This is a genomic window from Flavobacterium sp. KY-23415 (genome assembly GCF_055384985.1).
This window is the reverse complement of record NZ_AP044001.1, coordinates 3,295,023-3,312,844: the sequence shown is the minus strand read 5'-3', so window position 1 is coordinate 3,312,844 and position 17,822 is coordinate 3,295,023. Positions and strand designations below refer to the sequence as shown.

At 30.0% G+C, this 17,822-nt stretch carries 18 protein-coding genes and 1 pseudogene; 9 read left to right on the top strand and 10 right to left on the bottom strand.

The window, feature by feature from the left end; genetic code table 11:
* Positions 1-549 carry a YbhB/YbcL family Raf kinase inhibitor-like protein gene (locus tag ACZ49Z_RS14585; protein WP_464305034.1) on the top strand — a complete coding sequence of 183 codons (549 nt, stop codon included), beginning with the start codon at positions 1-3 and terminating at the stop codon, positions 547-549.
* 47 nt (positions 550-596) lie between these two features.
* Here the strand turns inward: ACZ49Z_RS14585 and ACZ49Z_RS14580 are convergent, their stop codons facing one another.
* Positions 597-1,718, bottom strand: a complete 1,122-nt coding sequence (locus ACZ49Z_RS14580) for a cysteine desulfurase family protein (RefSeq protein WP_464305033.1) — start codon at positions 1,716-1,718, stop codon at positions 597-599.
* Positions 1,719-2,025: 307 nt separating this feature from the next.
* On the opposite strand from ACZ49Z_RS14580, the gene ACZ49Z_RS14575 reads away from it, so the two are divergent.
* From ACZ49Z_RS14575 to ACZ49Z_RS14565, 3 genes are all read left to right on the top strand, one after another.
* Positions 2,026-2,796 (top strand): hypothetical protein, encoded by a 771-nt coding sequence (locus tag ACZ49Z_RS14575; protein WP_464305032.1) that lies wholly within the window; start codon positions 2,026-2,028, stop codon positions 2,794-2,796.
* A 121-nt stretch (positions 2,797-2,917) separates the two neighbouring features.
* Entirely contained in the window at positions 2,918-3,391 is a 474-nt protein-coding gene (gene rlmH / locus ACZ49Z_RS14570) for a 23S rRNA (pseudouridine(1915)-N(3))-methyltransferase RlmH (RefSeq protein WP_464305031.1), read from the top strand.
* A gap of 109 nt (positions 3,392-3,500) precedes the next feature.
* A complete protein-coding gene (locus tag ACZ49Z_RS14565; RefSeq protein ID WP_464305030.1) occupies positions 3,501-3,938 on the top strand; it encodes a hypothetical protein in 438 nt (145 codons plus the stop codon).
* 72 nt (positions 3,939-4,010) lie between these two features.
* Here ACZ49Z_RS14565 and ACZ49Z_RS14560 read toward each other — a convergent pair whose 3' ends face one another.
* Positions 4,011-4,727, bottom strand: coding sequence for an ExbD/TolR family protein (locus tag ACZ49Z_RS14560; protein ID WP_464305029.1), 717 nt, complete (start codon positions 4,725-4,727; stop codon positions 4,011-4,013).
* 48 nt (positions 4,728-4,775) lie between these two features.
* Complete coding sequence (gene folP, locus ACZ49Z_RS14555) at positions 4,776-5,606, bottom strand: dihydropteroate synthase (RefSeq protein ID WP_464305028.1); 831 nt, start codon at positions 5,604-5,606, stop codon at positions 4,776-4,778.
* A 139-nt stretch (positions 5,607-5,745) separates the two neighbouring features.
* On the opposite strand from folP, the gene ACZ49Z_RS14550 reads away from it, so the two are divergent.
* The 5 genes from ACZ49Z_RS14550 (at position 5,746) to tpiA (ending at position 9,228) form a co-directional block, all read left to right on the top strand.
* The gene (locus ACZ49Z_RS14550; protein ID WP_464305027.1) at positions 5,746-6,288 is read left to right on the top strand and encodes a DUF1599 domain-containing protein; all 543 of its coding nucleotides are present in this window, start codon (positions 5,746-5,748) and stop codon (positions 6,286-6,288) included.
* Between the two features lie 83 nt (positions 6,289-6,371).
* On the top strand, positions 6,372-7,481 hold the full coding sequence (locus tag ACZ49Z_RS14545) for a BT_3928 family protein (RefSeq protein ID WP_464305026.1): 1,110 nt from the start codon (positions 6,372-6,374) through the stop codon (positions 7,479-7,481).
* Positions 7,481-7,885, top strand: a complete 405-nt coding sequence (locus ACZ49Z_RS14540; RefSeq protein ID WP_464305025.1) for a hypothetical protein — start codon at positions 7,481-7,483, stop codon at positions 7,883-7,885. Before ACZ49Z_RS14545 ends, ACZ49Z_RS14540 begins: the two co-directional genes overlap by 1 nt.
* A gap of 96 nt (positions 7,886-7,981) precedes the next feature.
* Complete coding sequence (locus tag ACZ49Z_RS14535; RefSeq protein ID WP_464305024.1) at positions 7,982-8,479, top strand: TlpA family protein disulfide reductase; 498 nt, start codon at positions 7,982-7,984, stop codon at positions 8,477-8,479.
* Positions 8,479-9,228, top strand: a complete 750-nt coding sequence (tpiA, locus tag ACZ49Z_RS14530) for a triose-phosphate isomerase (protein ID WP_464305023.1) — start codon at positions 8,479-8,481, stop codon at positions 9,226-9,228. The genes ACZ49Z_RS14535 and tpiA overlap by 1 nt, the downstream gene beginning before the upstream one ends.
* A gap of 210 nt (positions 9,229-9,438) precedes the next feature.
* Here the strand turns inward: tpiA and ACZ49Z_RS14525 are convergent.
* From ACZ49Z_RS14525 to ACZ49Z_RS14495, 7 genes and pseudogenes are all read right to left on the bottom strand, one after another.
* Positions 9,439-10,950, bottom strand: a pseudogene (locus tag ACZ49Z_RS14525) (IS1182 family transposase); the annotation flags it as partial.
* Between the two features lie 122 nt (positions 10,951-11,072).
* Positions 11,073-12,077 carry a TerC/Alx family metal homeostasis membrane protein gene (locus tag ACZ49Z_RS14520; protein WP_464305022.1) on the bottom strand — a complete coding sequence of 335 codons (1,005 nt, stop codon included), beginning with the start codon at positions 12,075-12,077 and terminating at the stop codon, positions 11,073-11,075.
* Positions 12,078-12,103: 26 nt separating this feature from the next.
* Positions 12,104-13,612, bottom strand: coding sequence for a protein kinase domain-containing protein (locus ACZ49Z_RS14515; RefSeq protein WP_464305021.1), 1,509 nt, complete (start codon positions 13,610-13,612; stop codon positions 12,104-12,106).
* A gap of 12 nt (positions 13,613-13,624) precedes the next feature.
* On the bottom strand, positions 13,625-15,106 hold the full coding sequence (locus tag ACZ49Z_RS14510; RefSeq protein WP_464305020.1) for a PP2C family serine/threonine-protein phosphatase: 1,482 nt from the start codon (positions 15,104-15,106) through the stop codon (positions 13,625-13,627).
* A 1-nt stretch (position 15,107) separates the two neighbouring features.
* The gene (locus ACZ49Z_RS14505) at positions 15,108-16,154 is read right to left on the bottom strand and encodes a TerY-C metal binding domain-containing protein (RefSeq protein WP_464305019.1); all 1,047 of its coding nucleotides are present in this window, start codon (positions 16,152-16,154) and stop codon (positions 15,108-15,110) included.
* A 268-nt stretch (positions 16,155-16,422) separates the two neighbouring features.
* The gene (locus ACZ49Z_RS14500; protein WP_464305018.1) at positions 16,423-17,058 is read right to left on the bottom strand and encodes a vWA domain-containing protein; all 636 of its coding nucleotides are present in this window, start codon (positions 17,056-17,058) and stop codon (positions 16,423-16,425) included.
* 122 nt (positions 17,059-17,180) lie between these two features.
* On the bottom strand, positions 17,181-17,819 hold the full coding sequence (locus tag ACZ49Z_RS14495) for a vWA domain-containing protein (protein WP_464305017.1): 639 nt from the start codon (positions 17,817-17,819) through the stop codon (positions 17,181-17,183).
* Between the last annotated feature and the right edge of the window lie 3 nt (positions 17,820-17,822).

Genomic DNA, 17,822 nt, shown 5'->3' with positions numbered 1-17,822 from the left:
ATGAAAAAAAATCTTTTTTTAGCAACAGTATTACTCCTAAGTTTTCAAACTTTTTACAGTCAAACATTTACTCTTAAAAGTACTGATTTAGGGGGTCAATCCACAAAAAAACAAGAGTTTAACGGTTTTGGATGTGAAGGAGAAAATGCATCACCTCAATTAAGTTGGGCTAATGCTCCAAAAGACACTAAAAGTTTTGCTATTACTATGTATGATCCTGATGCTCCAACAGGAAGCGGGTTTTGGCATTGGGTTGTCTTTAATATTCCAAGTCATATTAATGAGTTGGTGACAAATGCTGGAAATACAAGTTTAAGCTTAATGCCAAAGGAAGCCATTCAAAGTATAACCGACTATGGAATGAAAGGTTTTGGAGGTCCTTGTCCACCAAAAGGTCATGGAATTCACCAATATATAATTACTATTTATGCCCTAAAAACAGATAAACTACCACTGGATGCGAACACTAATCCTGCAATAGTTGGTTTTTATTTATGGCAAAATACTATCGAAAAAGCGTCTTTAGTTACCTATTACAGACGAAATTAAATACATAGCCACATAGTAAACGTTCAAATTACTATGTGGTTATTTTTTTACAGTTCTTTCAAAGCTTGAACCAAACCATCAATATCTTCTTTGGTATTAAAATGACTAAACGAAATTCTAACGTTTGGCTTCTGTTGGTCTTCAACCGTTAAAAACTCACCTAAAACATGTGAAGGTTTACTACTTCCACTTTGGCAAGCACTTCCTCTAGAAACTGCAATTCCTTTAATATCTAAAGAAAACAATAGCATTCCAATTTTGCTACTTTCCATAGGCAAAATAACATTCATAATATTATAGAGCGTTGTATTTCCTATTATTTTCACTTCTGGAAAAACCATTTTTAATTGTGAAATACAATATTCTTTTAAATCTCTAATATACTTTTCTTCTTCCTCCAAATGCAGATAAGAAAGTTCTAATGCTTTAGCCATTCCTACAATTTGATGCACAGCCTCTGTTCCAGCTCTAAAACCTTTTTCTTGCTCTCCTCCATGAATAATGGGTTGCAAAATTGTATTTTTTCTAATAAAAACAAATCCCACTCCTTTTGGTCCATGAAATTTATGTGCACTTGCTACCATGAAATCAACCTTCAATTCTTGCAAATCGAAAATCATTTTCCCCGTTGACTGCACCATATCGCAATGAATGAGTGCATTTTTTTCTTTACAAAGCCTCACTACCCTATTTATATCTAAAATTTCACCTGTTTCATTATTAACATGCATTAAAGAAACGAGGGTTGGCATATCTTGTTCTAATAATTGTTCTAATTTCTGAATATCAAGAGTACCATCGGAGAGGATTGAAATATAATCAACACTGATATTATATTCTCTTTCAAGAACCATTACTGTATGCAAAGTGGCATGATGTTCAATTTTTGATGTAATTATTCTTTTTATACCTAAATCTTTAACAGCACTTCTCAAAACCCAATTGGTAGCTTCGGTAGCACTTGATGTGAAGATTATTTCGGAAGCAAAAGCATTAACTTGTTTTGCAATATTTTTTCTAGCCGATTCTAAAACGGTTTTTGCACTTCTACCAAAACTATGAGAAGATGATGGGTTTCCATAATTATCTCTCAAAATAGTAGTCATTTCGGTAACAACTTCTTCTCTTAATGGTGTAGTTGCTGCATTATCTAAATATATTTTTTTCATATAAAAACTCTAGAAAACAAAGATATAAAACTACAAGCGAATACGATTTCAATATTTATATATTTTCCGCGCAAAAGTTTAACAAAAAAGGCAATAAAATCACTATCTATTTAACAATTAAATAGTTAAATTTACAATATAATTAACATTAACCAAAAAGAATCAACAATAATAGCCCATATATTACAAAAATTTTGTAATTTAACACTATTATAAATTTTAAAAGATTTCAAGATGAAAATTAGTATCTTTTTTTAAGGTCGTTTTAACGCTCAAGACCCCAAATGGAGCAAAAAAACCAACTAAAATGAAAAAATTATTACCTACAATCCTAATAATAGCGAGTTCTATTATGGGATATTCGCAAAAAAATTCTGGAACTATTACTGGTTATTTTAATCTCTCCTTAGGTCAAAAAGCAATATATACCGCTAGTGCAAATGCGCAATGTGGAAATTGTTATGATTGGGATATTAATGAAGAAGTTTCAAATGCTTCTAACGCTATAGCTTCGATTAAAATTAATGGTTCCGATATGGGAAAAACCATTGAGATTGAAGCCATTTCTGTCGGACAATTTCAATTAGACTTGAGCTATATTGATGAAGATGGATATCACAAACAAAGTTTTACTGGCAATGTGATTTACTCTAATGAGTCTTGTGACTATGCTTTTTCTGTTTCAGAACAATATAAAGATGTTGCCAATGCTGAAAATGAAGATACTGTATTACTAACTATTGAGAGTAACTATCCTGCAGGGACAAATTATACTTGGACAATATTTAAACAAGATGGAACCTATGATGATTATGCATCTGTTTTAGACAAATCTATAAAAGTTACTGCAACTTCCAACAATAGAATTGTTAGAGCAACTGTTACCGCTGAGTATTTGGATTGTACAAAAACTGAAACCAAAAATTTCATTCACGCTATTCCTATAATTGACCAATTAGGAAATTTATTCCCAGAATGTACAAACCCAATTATAGATAGTACATTACTCTCGCAAACTGACACCACTGTATTAAAAAATAAAAAAAATATCACATTAGCAAACAACAATAAGGAATAACATCTTAGCCGATTTTTTGAATAACAACTTTAAATTTTATTTTAAAGTTGTTATTTTTTTTGCTGTAATTATTAAATCAAAAAACTATTTTTGCAATCGATACTTGATTGATATACCAAAGATGAATATTAAATTATTAACTATAGGTAAAACAGATAATAAGAACCTACAATTACTAATTGATGAATACACAAAGCGCTTGAACTTTTACGTTAAGTTCGAAATGGAAATTATTCCAGATGTAAAAAACGTAAAAAATTTGAGTGAAACACAGCAAAAAGAAAAAGAAGGTGAATTAATTTTATCTAAAATAACTTCAAACGATCATTTAATTCTATTAGATGAAAACGGAAAAACGTTTAATAGCATTGCTTTTTCAGATTTTTTGCAAAAAAAAATGAATGCTGGTATTAAAACTCTAGTTTTTGTAATTGGAGGTCCTTACGGATTTAGTGAGACTGTTTACAAACAATCTGTTGGTAAAGTTTCACTTTCAGAAATGACTTTTTCTCACCAAATGGTACGTTTATTCATTATTGAACAAATCTATAGAGGCTTCACTATATTAAGAAATGAACCTTATCACCATCAATAAAAAACAAATAAATATTGATTAAATTGACTTTTTTTTTGTTATTCATTTTTTTTGGTATATTTTTAACAAAAATTAACACTCTAAAACTACTTACTAAATTTAAAATTTTATGAAAAAATTTATCTTCGTATTATCATTGTTCGCTTCATGCGTATCTTTTTCACAAATAAAAGTGATCGAAACTACACCAATTGTTAGATTAGGTGCAATAAATCAAAACGATATGTTTGTTCAACATGAAGGCGACAAATATACTTTTACTTATAAAAACATTGAAAAAGAGGAAGAAATAACTACGCGTTCATTTAGTTTCAAAGATTTGAATAATGATTTCAACAACTTATATGATATTATATTTGAAGGTTTCTTATCTCAACCATTACAAGACATTAAATTAGAATTACCTAATGAATTTGTATGGTTACATTTTTCTAAAAATTTAGACCGTGTTTACGTTCAGTTCATGTGTAAAAACAAAACAAACGAAATAACAGGTGTTTCTAAATCTTTTACTTTAGATCAAATTACTAAACTTTTTCAAAAATAGTTATTAGACAGGCCTAAAATCTATTTAAAATAAAAAAGCTTGATTCGTTTGAATCAAGCTTTTTTGTTATATCTATAATTTACAATTACAATCTGGTATTCTTTCCGTATCATAAATAAATTCATAAGAAGACAGTTGAATAAGATCTGATGTTAGTTGCCATGCTAAAATTTTGTCTTGTATATATTCACCATAACTTAAACGTTTATCAAAATTTAAATGAATAATGGTTATTTTCCCATCACTCATAAAATCAGCAAAATCTTTAATAAAATCTACTAATTCATCTCTTGAAACATCATTACCATCAACGGTAATAGCATTGTTTTTGTTAAAATTGATCGTCAAGTTATTATAAGTTCCATACAAATCTGAATGTTCTTTAATAAAGAATTTTGAAAATTGATTATCATATTTATATTGCACGTCTGTAAAGGGTAAAAAAGCTAAATTTTTCTTAATACTATCCGCATAAGAATACACATTAATAGCCCCTTCTTTTGAGTGTGCAGCTTGTTTTTTCTTTGCCTGTAGTTGTTTAATTTCTGGAATAATTAAACGAAGAGGCAGTCTTTTATCAATATTAAAAACCCAATTTGTTGTGCTTATTGAGTTTTTTGTATTTATATCTACAATTGTATCCTTGTTTTCCTCTTTAAAGAACATATAAATCGCAGAATGGTCTGTTAGTTCTGTTGTTACAGAAGCATTTGACTGTGGCAACAACACATCTTCTTTCTTGCATGAAGCAAAAAGAACAATACAAAATAATAGTAATAGTTTTTTCATAGTAAATATTGGTTAGGTACAATCTTACTTAAATTTAAGCAAAATATCTTAGTTAATAGCATTAAGTTTTTGATTTATTTTCACGCATTCTATAGCTTCTTTAACATCATGAACTCTCAAAATCGAAGCGCCTCTTTGCAATGCAACTGTATTCAATATTGAAGTTCCATTCAAGGCATCACTAGGAGAACTTTCAAATAGTTTATATATCATCGATTTTCTTGAAATGCCTACTAAAAGAGGTAACTCTAAAATAGAAAAATAATCCAATTTTCGCATTACTTCATAATTTTGTTCCAAAGTCTTTGCAAATCCAAATCCTGGATCAATAATAATATCATTTAATCCAAAACTTCTTGCTAGGCTTATTCTCTCTGAAAAGTAAAACACCATTTCTTTAACAATATCTTCATAATTAGCTAAGGATTGCATCGTTTGGGGAGTTCCTTTCATGTGCATCATAATATAGGGTACTTGCAGTTGAGCAACAGTTTCAATCATTTTATCATCTAATAATCCTGCTGAAATATCATTAATTAATGCTGCACCATTCTCCACTGCTTTTCTAGCAACTGCACTACGAAAAGTATCTATAGACAGATAAATATCTGGAAATTGCTTTAAAATTAATTCTAAAACAGGCAACAAACGTGAGAGTTCTTCTTCTTCAGAAACAAATTCAGCACCTGGTTTAGAAGAATAAGCACCAATATCTATAAAAGTTGCCCCTTCTAAAAGCATTTTCTCAACTTGATTAAGCATTTCCTTATCGTTGCTGAATTTTCCACCATCATAAAAGGAATTAGGTGTACAATTTAAAATTCCCATTACTTTAGGAGTTGTCAAATCAATTAAATTACCTTTACAGTTTAGTACCATTTCCAAGTTCTTTTTTAATTATATAATATAGTATAATGACACTATTTCGCTCATTTATGCAAATCTTTATCGCCAATACTTTAAACTTTATACTATATTCTTTATTTTTGAAAAAATTTACTACAAAGATACCTAAATAATGAATAATACGTCACAACAATACGATTCGATAATAAAAATTTGTCGCGATTTGTTTACCAAAAAAACAAATGATTATGGCACAGCATGGAGAATTTTACGTTTGCCTTCTTTAACCGATCAGGTATTTATTAAAGCGCAACGCATTCGTAGTTTACAAGAAAATGAAATTCGAAAAATTGACGAAGATGAATCTTCTGAATTTATTGGCATCATTAATTACTGCATTATGGCACTGATTCAAATTGATAAAGGAATTGCAACACAACCTGATTTAAATTTTGATGAAGCCGTAAAATTATATGATGAAAAAGTTCAATTAACTAAAAAGTTAATGGAAGACAAAAACCATGATTATGGTGAAGCATGGAGAGACATGAGAGTGAGCAGTTTAACCGATTTAATATTACAAAAGTTATTACGAGTTAAACAAATTGAAGATAACAAAGGTAAAACATTAGTTTCTGAAGGAATAGATGCTAATTATCAAGACATGATAAACTATTCCATTTTTGCATTAATCCATCTGGGAAAATCGGAATAAATAAGCTTTAACAAGAGCTTAACAAATCATTTACAAATGCAAACTTTATAAAAAAGTATTTTTGAGGAATTAGAATAAAATTTATGAAAAATATAATTACACAATTTTCACGTGGTTTCGTTGGTCTATTATTTATCATTTCAGGATTAATTAAACTGAATGATCCTATGGGATTTTCTTACAAATTAGAAGAGTACTTCAATGCCAATGTTTTAAATTTAGAATTTTTAATTCCATATGCGCTAATTATTGCCTGTTTTGTAGTCATTTTTGAAGTAGTATTAGGCGTAATGTTACTTATTGGTTTCAAACCTAAGTTTACTGTTTGGAGTTTATTAGCTATGATTGTTTTCTTTACTTTTTTAACTTTCTATTCTGCCTATTTTAATAAAGTAACTGATTGTGGGTGTTTTGGTGATGCCTTAAAACTAACTCCTTGGGAGTCTTTCACTAAAGATATTGTTTTATTATTTTTTATAATAGTTCTTTTCTTCAACCAAAAACTAATTAATCCTTTATTTGGAAAAACACCAATGAATTTTACTGTTTTCGCAGTATATTCACTTTGTTTGTTTATGGCTTATTATGTGTTACAACATTTACCTTTAATAGATTTTAGAGCCTATAAAGTAGGAACTGATATTAGAAAAGGTATGGAAATACCTGAAGGAGCGCAGAAAAGTGTCTATGAAATGGTATTTATTTACAAGGTTAATGGTGTGGATACCGAAATTCCTTATGATGATGTAATGGCAAATAAGGTTCCAGAGGGTGCAGAATTTGTAGACAGAAAAGACAAATTAATCACACAAGGATATGTACCTCCAATTCATGATTTTGCAATCGAAAAAGACGGAAATGATTATACCGACTCTGTTTTAGACGAAGCTAAAGTTATTATTTTCACTACCTATGATTTGAATAAATCTAAAGAGAAAGGGATGAAAAAATTAGAGTATCTTCATAAAAAAGCGCTTGAAAAAGGCTATTTAGTTATTGGAATGACAGGTTCGGATACAGAAACAATAGAAAAATTCAAAAAAGAATATGGTCTCACGTTCGATTATTATTTTTGTGACCCAACAACTTTGAAAACTATTGAAAGAGCTAATCCAAGTATTGTTGTTCTAGAAAAAGGAATAATTACTCAAAAAGTACACTTTAACGATATAGATAAAATTAACTTAAAATAATGAATTGGATAAAATGTTCGCTATTTGCGCTATTTTTTATAACTCTAGGTTGTAACGATGTTGTAAATTGTTTAATTAAAATTGAACCCACTTTAGAAGAAGATGGTTTCAATGATGGCATTGTATCGCAAAACTATGAGGAATTTATTGATGTTAACATGCTAAATGCCCCAAACAGTGAGTACAGCATAAATACTTTAGAAGTTACTGGTGATCTCCCTATCGGGGTTGATGCCTATTATAATGGTATGAGAGTTTATTTTAGTGGTGTTCCAACAACAATTGGGACTTATAATTTCAATGTTAAAGTAATAGTAGAATATATTGGAGATTCTGACAATGAAAATGATGACCATTTATGTGGAAGTACTGTTAATGGATCCTACACAATAAAGATATATTAGAACACAATTAGATAAACAACATAAGTCTCATTTTTACATTTAATTAAGATTTTTAAAAATTAGAAGGTGTAACTTTGTTTGTATAAAACAACTAAAATGAAAAAAATAATAAGTTTATTAAGTATTTTTATAGTAATGATTTCTTGCACGAATGCCCAACAAACTGCATTCAAGCAAGAAGCACTAAATAATGTGATGAAAACCACAGAAAATGAGTCAATCACATTTCAAGAGATTCTAAAAAAATATGAAGGACAAAATATTGTTATAGATGTTTGGGCTTCTTGGTGTTCTGATTGCATTAAAGGTATGCCGAAAGTAAAAAATTTACAAAAGCAATTTCCAGATGCTACCTATTTATTTATCTCTATGGACAAAAACTATGACGCTTGGACAAAAGGAATTGCAAAATATAATGTTGAAGGAGAACATTATCTAACATTGGATGGAATGAAAGGAGTTTTCGGAAATTCGATTGACTTGGATTGGATTCCAAGATATATGGTGGTAGATAAAACAGGGAAAATTGCTTTATTTAAAGTCATTGAAGCCGATGATAACAAACTAATTGAAACATTAAAATCTTTAAAATAATGAGAAAACATATTGTTGCAGGAAACTGGAAAATGCATAAAACACATCGTGAAACATTAATTTTACTTGATGAAATTGTAGCAAAGAAAAAAGAGTCTAACACCGAAATAATTGTTGCACCCACTTTTGTAAATTTAAAAGCGGCAAACGATGCAGTAAATGGAAAAGGAATTACTGTTGCTGCTCAAAACATGCACCAAGCCGAAGGTGGAGCTTTTACAGGTGAAATTGCAGCCAATATGTTGACAGACATTGCAATAAAAACAGTAATTCTAGGTCATAGTGAAAGAAGAGCCTATTTTCATGAAACAGATGGGCAATTAGCCGACAAGGTGAACACAGCTTTAAAACACGAAATGAGAATTATTTTTTGCTTTGGTGAAGAATTAAAAGACCGTCAGAAAAATAATCATTTTAATATTGTTGAATACCAACTGAGAGATGCTTTGTTTCATTTAGAGAAAAAAGATTGGGCAAATATTGTCTTAGCTTATGAGCCTGTATGGGCAATTGGTACTGGAGAAACCGCTACACCAGAACAAGCGCAAGAAATGCATCTTTTTATTAGAACCCTAATTGCTAAAGTATATGGTTCTGAAATTGCAGAAAGTGTAAGTATTTTATATGGTGGAAGTGTTAAACCCGATAACGCACAAGAAATTTTCTCTAAACCAGACGTTGACGGAGGCTTAATTGGTGGTGCTTCATTACAGGCAGATGATTTCTTAGCCATAGTAAATGCTTTCTAAAAATGATTGATATGATTACAAAAAGGGGCTGTCCGAAAAGGACAGCTTTTTTTATGTAGCTATTTTTAAGCTATTTTGTTTTGAAGAAAAAATAATAGCAAAATAACTTTGAGTTACTTTAACAAGGCAAATTTTAGTTTTAAAATAGGCTAGATAAGTGTGAATTTTGGTTTTGAAAACAAATTTTGGCAAGTCTGTCTTGAATGCATTCATTTTTCTAAAGTTGTGTCCAAGGGCCATTAGTAAAAACTCTAATGTTACTTTTTCTAATCCCTTCATTGTGAATCGATTGAATTTATTATTGCTTTTAAGTTGACCAAAAACTGCTTCTACCTCTATTGGACGTTTACTTCGATGTTTTAGTCCTTTTTCACTCATTAGTAGCTTTCTTGCTTTTTCTTTTAATTCATTTAATCGATGATTGACTGATAAAATTCTATTACCTTTTGCTTGATGACATTGACTTCGTAAAGGACATCCTTGGCATCTTTTGGCTTGATAATATGTAATTTGTGATTCATATCCAGTACTGGTTTCACGTTTTCCTACTCCTGTTTTTTGCATAATTTGCCCCATTGGACAAACATAAAAATCGTGTTCTTCGTTGTAGAATAAGTTTTGAACAAGAAAAGGATTGTTTTTTATCTTTCTTTTTTGTTCTTGATGAAAATAGTTGTATTTAACATAAGCATCAGCCTTTTTTTCTTCAAGCATTTGATAATTTTCTTCACTGCCATAACCTGCATCTGCAACGATTTCCTTGCTCTGTTTTTGATAAGCTTTTTCAAAACCTTCAAGATGAGAACTTAAGGTTGTAGTGTCATTTGTTGTTTGATGAACAGATACATGTGTAATGAATTGATTTTCTGTAGATATTTGCGGATTGTAAGCGGGTTTTAATTGACCGTTTTTCATATGATCTTCTTTCATTCTCATAAAGGTAGCTTCGGGATCCGTTTTACTATAAGAGTTCCTATTTTCCATTGTAGCTAAGTCTTTTTCATATTTTTCAAGCTTTGGAAGATGCTCCTCTTGAAGTTTTTGTAACTCTTTTTCCTGCTTTTTGGTAGGCATTTTGAGCTTTTTATTAAGAATCGAAAGCTTTTCTTTTAATCTTTCCGAATCTATTGATTTTGGTAATTCTTCTATATTTAGTTCTTGATTATCAGATTGAATACTGTTTTCAATAGTCGATAAAATATGACTAATTTTAATTTCTAGTTTTTCTTTATATTTCTCAATGGAGCCTCTCCATACAAAAGTATATTTATTAGCTTTAGATTCTATCTTTGTACCATCAATATACTGAACATCTAGGCTTACATATTTCATTTCAACCAACATTTTTACCACTTCTGCAAAAAGAGTTTGAATGTGATTTTTTAGAACTTTACCCCTAAAATCGTTTATCGTTCTAAAATCAGGAGTCGAGTTGCCCGAAATATACATAAAATGAATGTTCTCCTGAAGTGCTTTTGCAATTTTTCTGCAAGAATATACATTAGATAAATAACTGTAAAACAAAACCTTAATCATCATTCTTGGATGGTAAGCTGAAGTACCACCTCCTTTATATTTTTTCAATATTTCACTTATATCTAACTGATTAACAACTTGTTCCACTAAGCGAACTGGATGGTTTTGCGGTATTCTATCGAAAATATTGATAGGAAATAACTCTGGAGAATTGCCTGTTTGATTTTTAAAAACTATCTTAGCCATTGTGTATTTTTGTCTCAATTCTAAGATACTAATTTTAGAGAAAAATACAACAAAAAAAGGCTGTCCTTACTTTTTGGACAGCCTCTTTTTGTATATATAATTATAAAAGTTTTATTCTGAAGTTAACTATTTTCTTCCTCTTTTGCAGGAAAAATGATCGATAAGATTACTGAAATTAATAAAACTCCACCAATAATAATTAGAGAAATTACAGACTCTATATGGTAAAAAGGAGCAATAATCATCTTTACACCTATAAATGATAAAATAACCGCTAGACCATATGGTAATTTATTAAATAAGTGTATAAAATTATCTAACAAAAAGAACAAAGCTCTCAAACCTAAGATGGCGAAAATATTTGAAGTATATAAAATAAATGGATCATTTGAAATTGCAAAAATTGCAGGTATTGAATCTACAGCAAATAGTAAATCTGTAAATTCTATTACAGCCACGACTACCAATAAAGGTGTTGCTAATTTTTTCCCGTTCTCGAATGTAAAGAATTTATCTCCGTCATATTTATCACTCACATTAAAGAATTTTCTAATTAATTTAGCTCCTCTTGTATCGTTATAATCTTCGTCTTCATCTTCATCACCTGCAGACCAAGATTTTATACCTGCATAAACAAGGAATAAACCAAAAAGCGTCATTATTATGTTGATATCATATTTTAATCCTTCAACACCAAAATAACTTAAAATTTTATTTAGATAGGTCAATTCTATTAGGAACGCACCAGAAAATATAAAAATTGCTCGAAGCACTAATGCTCCTATGATTCCCCAAAATAATACTTTATGCTTGTTTTGATTGGCAACATCGAAAAATTTAAAGACTAATATGAAAACAAATAAGTTATCTACAGATAAAGCTTTTTCAATCCAATATGCAGATTGAAATTCATAGAATTTTGTTGCTCCAGCATAATAATAGACTAATCCACTAAAAACCATAGAAAGAGAAATCCAGACTAATGACCACGTTATAGCTTCTTTATTAGAAACTTCGTGACTTTTTTTATTAAAGATACCAAGATCTAGCATCAACATAATAATAATGGCTATAGCAAATGTAAAAATTAGCCAAGGGTGTTCAGAAAAAATAGGGTGATTGTTCATTAATTAATTATTAAATTATTTTTTTATTATTTGTTTGCCATGGTTATAACTACTACTCTACCACCTTCTTCTTTAGATAGTAATAGTTTTTTTCCATCTGTTAATTCTACCATTTGGCCAATTGGTATATCTTTTTCTTCTGTTTTATCTACTAAAGAAGTTAGTTTTTGATTTACAAATACCCATTTATCATTATGAAATGTAAAATAACCAACTGGAACTTTTTGTTCTGCTGTTAGTCGTTCATTTCTAACGACGTTTCTATTCACATGCCATTGAAAGAGGTATTGATTATTATAGACCATTAACCTATGATTTTCAGGTTTCCAAACAGATTCTTTAAATTGATAATATAAATCTAAAACAGGTAATGTTCCTTTATGTGAAGTACCGCAAAAAGGACATTTTGGTGTATTTGTATTATCGAAAACATACCACTTTTGATCACAATTTATGTTAGAACAGGTTTGAATTAAATCTGTTGTTTTTAACAATGCTATTTCCCACTCTTCCGCTGTAGGTCTTTGCATTGGGTTATGCAAACCATCAATAAAAGCTCTATCGAACAAAGGCTTTAAGTATGGACCTGTTATTGTATAAGGCAGTGTATCAATATTTGACCAATATTGATCCCATTTAGATACCTGATTCAATTTGGGTCTATTGGTTTTGTCTATTGGATGTTCAATAAAAAGTGCTTTTTCCCCCATAGACAATAAATCATCTTTTTCAGTGTCTAAATCGTGTACTTTTCCACCTTTTAAAGGATGTCTATGCAATAAATACATATAAATTAGACATGCTAAAGCGTGTAAATCTGTTAATCTATTTGGAAACTTCCTATTTGGATCTGTTTTACTTAAATGTTTGGTTGCTAAAACTTCTGGAGCGATAAAATCGGCAGTACCAATTACTTCTGCAGGATATAGTCCAGGAACTACTAAGCCGTCTAGATCAATCATACAAGCCGAACCAGTTTGTGGATCAACCAATACATTATTATAGGACAAATCAGAATGAGACAGCCCCATTTGATGCATCTTTTTTACACCTCTTGAAAGATTGACGCCAATTTGAAAATAGTTTAGCCATTTTCCTAATTCTGATGGATCTAAACTCAATGGAAATTGTTTATTTCTAAATTTTGCTCCAGCAAACCATTTCCCATTTTTCTCCTCTCCTTTTATTAAATCTTGAGTTGCATATCCTTTAGAAAAGAAGAATTTAGAATTATATATTGGAATAATTATACCTGTTTTTCCATTCAACTCTATAATATCTGTTGGCCATCTATAAATTTCATCTAGATAATAATCTCCACCTTCATTATTTTTTATTCGCTGTAAATAATCGGATGTTATTTTCTTTAAACGCTCTTTTTGATTAAAATCTTGTTTTTCTTTAAAAATTGCGACTACATATTTTTTATCTGGACTAAAATAAACATTTTTAGCTGTACCGCTTTTTGGTTCGCCATCATCAATATATTGATAGGTAGCTCCACTAATGATTGATTTTACTGTTATTATTGGCATAGTTGGCTTTTATTAAAATACAATTGCTAAAGTTCTGTCATCATGATTTCCTGGACTCCAGAAATCCATCCATGTAGCCAATTGATTTGCAATATTTTCATTTTTAGCATCAAATTCTACAGCTATATTATCTTCATTATCTCCTTTCAAATCGGCTATAAAGTCTTTCCATTTTTCTAATTTTTCTAAATTGGCTTCAACAACAAACTTAGCATCATATATACCATCTGTCATTAATATCAAATATGAAAAATCTTCAATAATTTTAAACCCAAAACGGGTTGCAAATTTATCGCTAGTAAAAATTTCAGGCATTGTAATGAATCGTGTTCCTCCTCCAAATTCTCCAACATCTAGCCAATTCATTAGTTTAAAATCTGTAAGATCTTCATTTAAAACACCAATTGGACAATCTCCAACTCCAAAAGTTAATATTACATAACCAAAATCATACTTTTTAAACAGTGTAAAAATCAAAGTACTATGAAAATCTTTTATATAGGTTTCATTTAAATTAGCAAATTCTTCCAACTTATTATGTACCCATTTAGCACAACCTCCAAGATTGTTATAGATAAATTTGCCTATTTTACTTTTTGTTGTTTCTGATTTAATTTCGGTTGAAGCTTCATTCGAATCTTTTTTATTGTCTGTAACTTCATTTTCTTCCACAAAACCACTTTTTTCAAGATTTAAATCTGTAACTAGAGCATCAAATTGTAATGAAAGTTCTTTTGTTAATTTAGTTTCAAAATAATGAATTACTTCTCTACAAGCAATTTCAGAACCTTTTCTAGATAATTTCGCACTTCCTGCTCCATCTGAAACGCTCACAACACTCCAACCTGTTTCCTCAAAATGTTTAAAAGCATAATCATCATCTCGAAAAGAACCAACATTAGCATGTGAACGCCCTCTTCTTGAAGCAACAACTATATTTTTATCTCCTATTGATTGAAACTCTGCTACATTATCCTTTTTCCAAAAAAGATCTTCTCTATTACTTTCTATATCTTTCCATAATGATTTTGGGTCAGCATTAATTATCAAATTAAATGTTTTCTCATTTAAAACGGAATCTTTTTCTTCTTCTCTAATTCTAAAATTTAATGTTACTTTAAAATCTCCATTTTTTATAGGAGTACCTGTAATCACTTCACTTTCGTTATCATATTTTAACCCATACTCTTCTAATCCCACAAAATCAGAAAAAACAATATCGTCTAACCCAAGTTTTATAAAGTCTAATTTTGCTTCATATTTTTTTCCAACTGTACCATTAGGAATTTGTATCTGTTGTTCAATAATATCTCTTATTCTTGTATCCAATTTCCAGTTCTTCATAATACTATTTTGATATGCAAGTATGGTTTCTATTTTTTTTCTGTTCTCACTATTTTCAATGAAATTTCTGAACATTTCTTCCCTTTTAGAAGGAATTTCTATTCCATGTGCTGAAAATAATTTTTCAAAATAAGTTTTTACATTTGGCATATTATCCTAATGTTCTATTTATATCAAAACCACCATCACCAGAACCGTAACGACCTTGATTACCACAATGTGGACAAGTACTAATTTCCTCTTCACCAATACAATGAATTTTACCACACATACACATTGCTAAACCAAATTGATTTCCACAAGATGGGCAAGCTGGTGCTCCAATTAATTCGTCGCTATTAATCTTATTGTTTAGTTGTTTTTCATCGGATAGTTCATAATAAGTGTTATCTACTTGAAAACCTCCAATCAAGCGATAAGCTTTTGTTTGCAAACCAGCAAATCCAGAGGGTTGAATAAACTTACGATATTTCATTAAATATGGTCGTTTTGTATTTTGACATTTGGCTGCCAAAACCACATAATTTGGATCGACGTATAAATTTGGAGGTGGTATTTTGGTATTATCAATTTTTGTAATTGTTTCACCATCTATTGAAGCCAATTCAATGCCAGATGAATTATTCTCGACACTAATACTACTTGTTTTTATAGAATCTGTAATCCATTTAAAGAATTTTTTATAATCTTCCTCTGTTGAATTTTTAAAATGAAGTACATTATCGGTTAAATTAGTCAAAATAGAAGTATCGGTTTCATCACCAAAAGAAATAGCCACCATATTTGCTGTTCTAGACCAATTTTGTTTCCATTCTGTAATGGCACTGCTTGTATCATCTGTTGGAACACCGTCTGTAAATAAAAAAACTATAGGTTTCCAATCTCCTTTTTGTTCATAAGTAGTTTTTACTATATTTTTTCTTAACTCATGCATTAAGTGACCTAAACCATTGCTTAATGAAGTTCCTCCTCCTATTGGAAATTTTGGAGGATAAAAACTAACAATTTCTTGAAGAGGCACTAACGTTTTTGCTTGACCCGCAAAGACTATAATTGACACCCAAACTGTTTCAATTGCATAGGGATCTTGCTTAATTGCTTTTATTATTGTTGCCATTCCCTCTTCAACTAGTTGAATTTGATCTCCAACCATTGATTCTGAAACATCTATTAAAAAATATATAGGAAGCCTTCGCATAGTTTTATAATGAATTTGAAATTAATAGTAATAGTAGCAATAAGAGTATTTGTGTCATATCTACCGATAATCCTTGTCCAACTCTAAAAGGTTGCATAAATGTCTTAAAAAAGTCAAGAATTGGTGTGAAAATTGAATTAAAAAAATTAAAAACCCTACTGTAACGCGAATCTAATTTGTCTTTATACGGTAATAATTTTGAGTATAAAAATAAGCCAACAATTAAAATGTATATAAAAATTTTTATAAGATGAAACATATTCAAAAATTAGATTACTAATGTTATTTCGCTTGGTGGTGGTGGCAATGCAATGTTCTCACCTGTTCCTTGGCTTTTATTTCCTTGTTCGATAGTTTCAGAAACCCATTTAAAGAACTGCTTTAATGTAGCACTGTCTGCATTATCTAAATGAACAACATCGTCAGTTAATATTTTTAATTTAGAGTCATCTGCTAAATTTCCTGCTGCACACGCTACAATAGTCCCAAAGTTTAAAGTTTTAACTTTTGGTGCTATCTCATTATATAATTGAATATCTGATGGTTTACCATCCGTAAATAAAAACAATAACGGTTTCCAATCACCTTTTTGTGTTTCAGTACTTTTAATAATATCTGATTGTACTTTATGATATAACATTTCTAATGCCTTACCTGTATGTGTTGGACCACTTTGAGGACAAGTAATTTCGGGCAATTGAAACATTGCTAGTTCTGTTAACGGACAAATTTCTCTAACTTCTCTATCAAAAGTTATTATACTTATCCATAAAGAATCCAGTGCTTGAGCATCTTGACGAAGCGTATTAATCATACCACTTAGGGCATTATTTAAGGCTTGAATAGGTTCTCCATACATTGATCCTGATGTGTCTAATAAAAAATAAACGGGTAATCTTCTCATAACTATTTAATTACTAAAACTATATTAAAACATTAATTTTAATGCGTTTTTATTAAAAAATAAAGATTAAATTTCTCTTCATTTAATCTATGAAATATTAAAATGAAGAGAAAAATCATTAATTAAACTACTATATTTAATTCATCTGGAGGTGGAGGTAATTCGTTTAAGCCTGTTACTTCTTTACCACTATCTTCCACCCTTGTAGAAGAAACTCCAATAGAAGCAGTTACCCATAAGAAAAACTTACTAATACTAGCACTATCTGCTGTATCAAGACTCACTACATTTTCTGTAATTTGTTTTAATATATTAGTATCAGCTCCACTTCCTGCTGCACAAGCAACTGTAAAAGCTGTTTTTCTTTGTTTAAACTCATTAAGTCCAGCTTGCCAATTATCTGTAGGGATTCCGTCTGTCATTATAAAAACTAACGGCTTCCAATCGCCTTTTTGCTCTGTTGTAGTTTTTGCTACTTCGTTGTCAATTCTATTTGAAACTAGTTTTAAAGCATCTCCTAAAGCTGTAACACCTGTTGCTTTAATATCTACCATCTGAAAAGAAGCCAAATCTGTTAATGGTATTATTTGCTGAGCGGTTGTATCGAACGTTATTACACTCAGAAATGCAGTTTCTATAGCTTGAGGATTTTGTCTTAACGAGCTAATCATTACTTGAACACCATTTTTTACAGCCTCAATAGGTTCTCCACTCATTGAGCCAGATGTATCTAAAAGTAAATATACTGGAAGTCTTCTCATAAT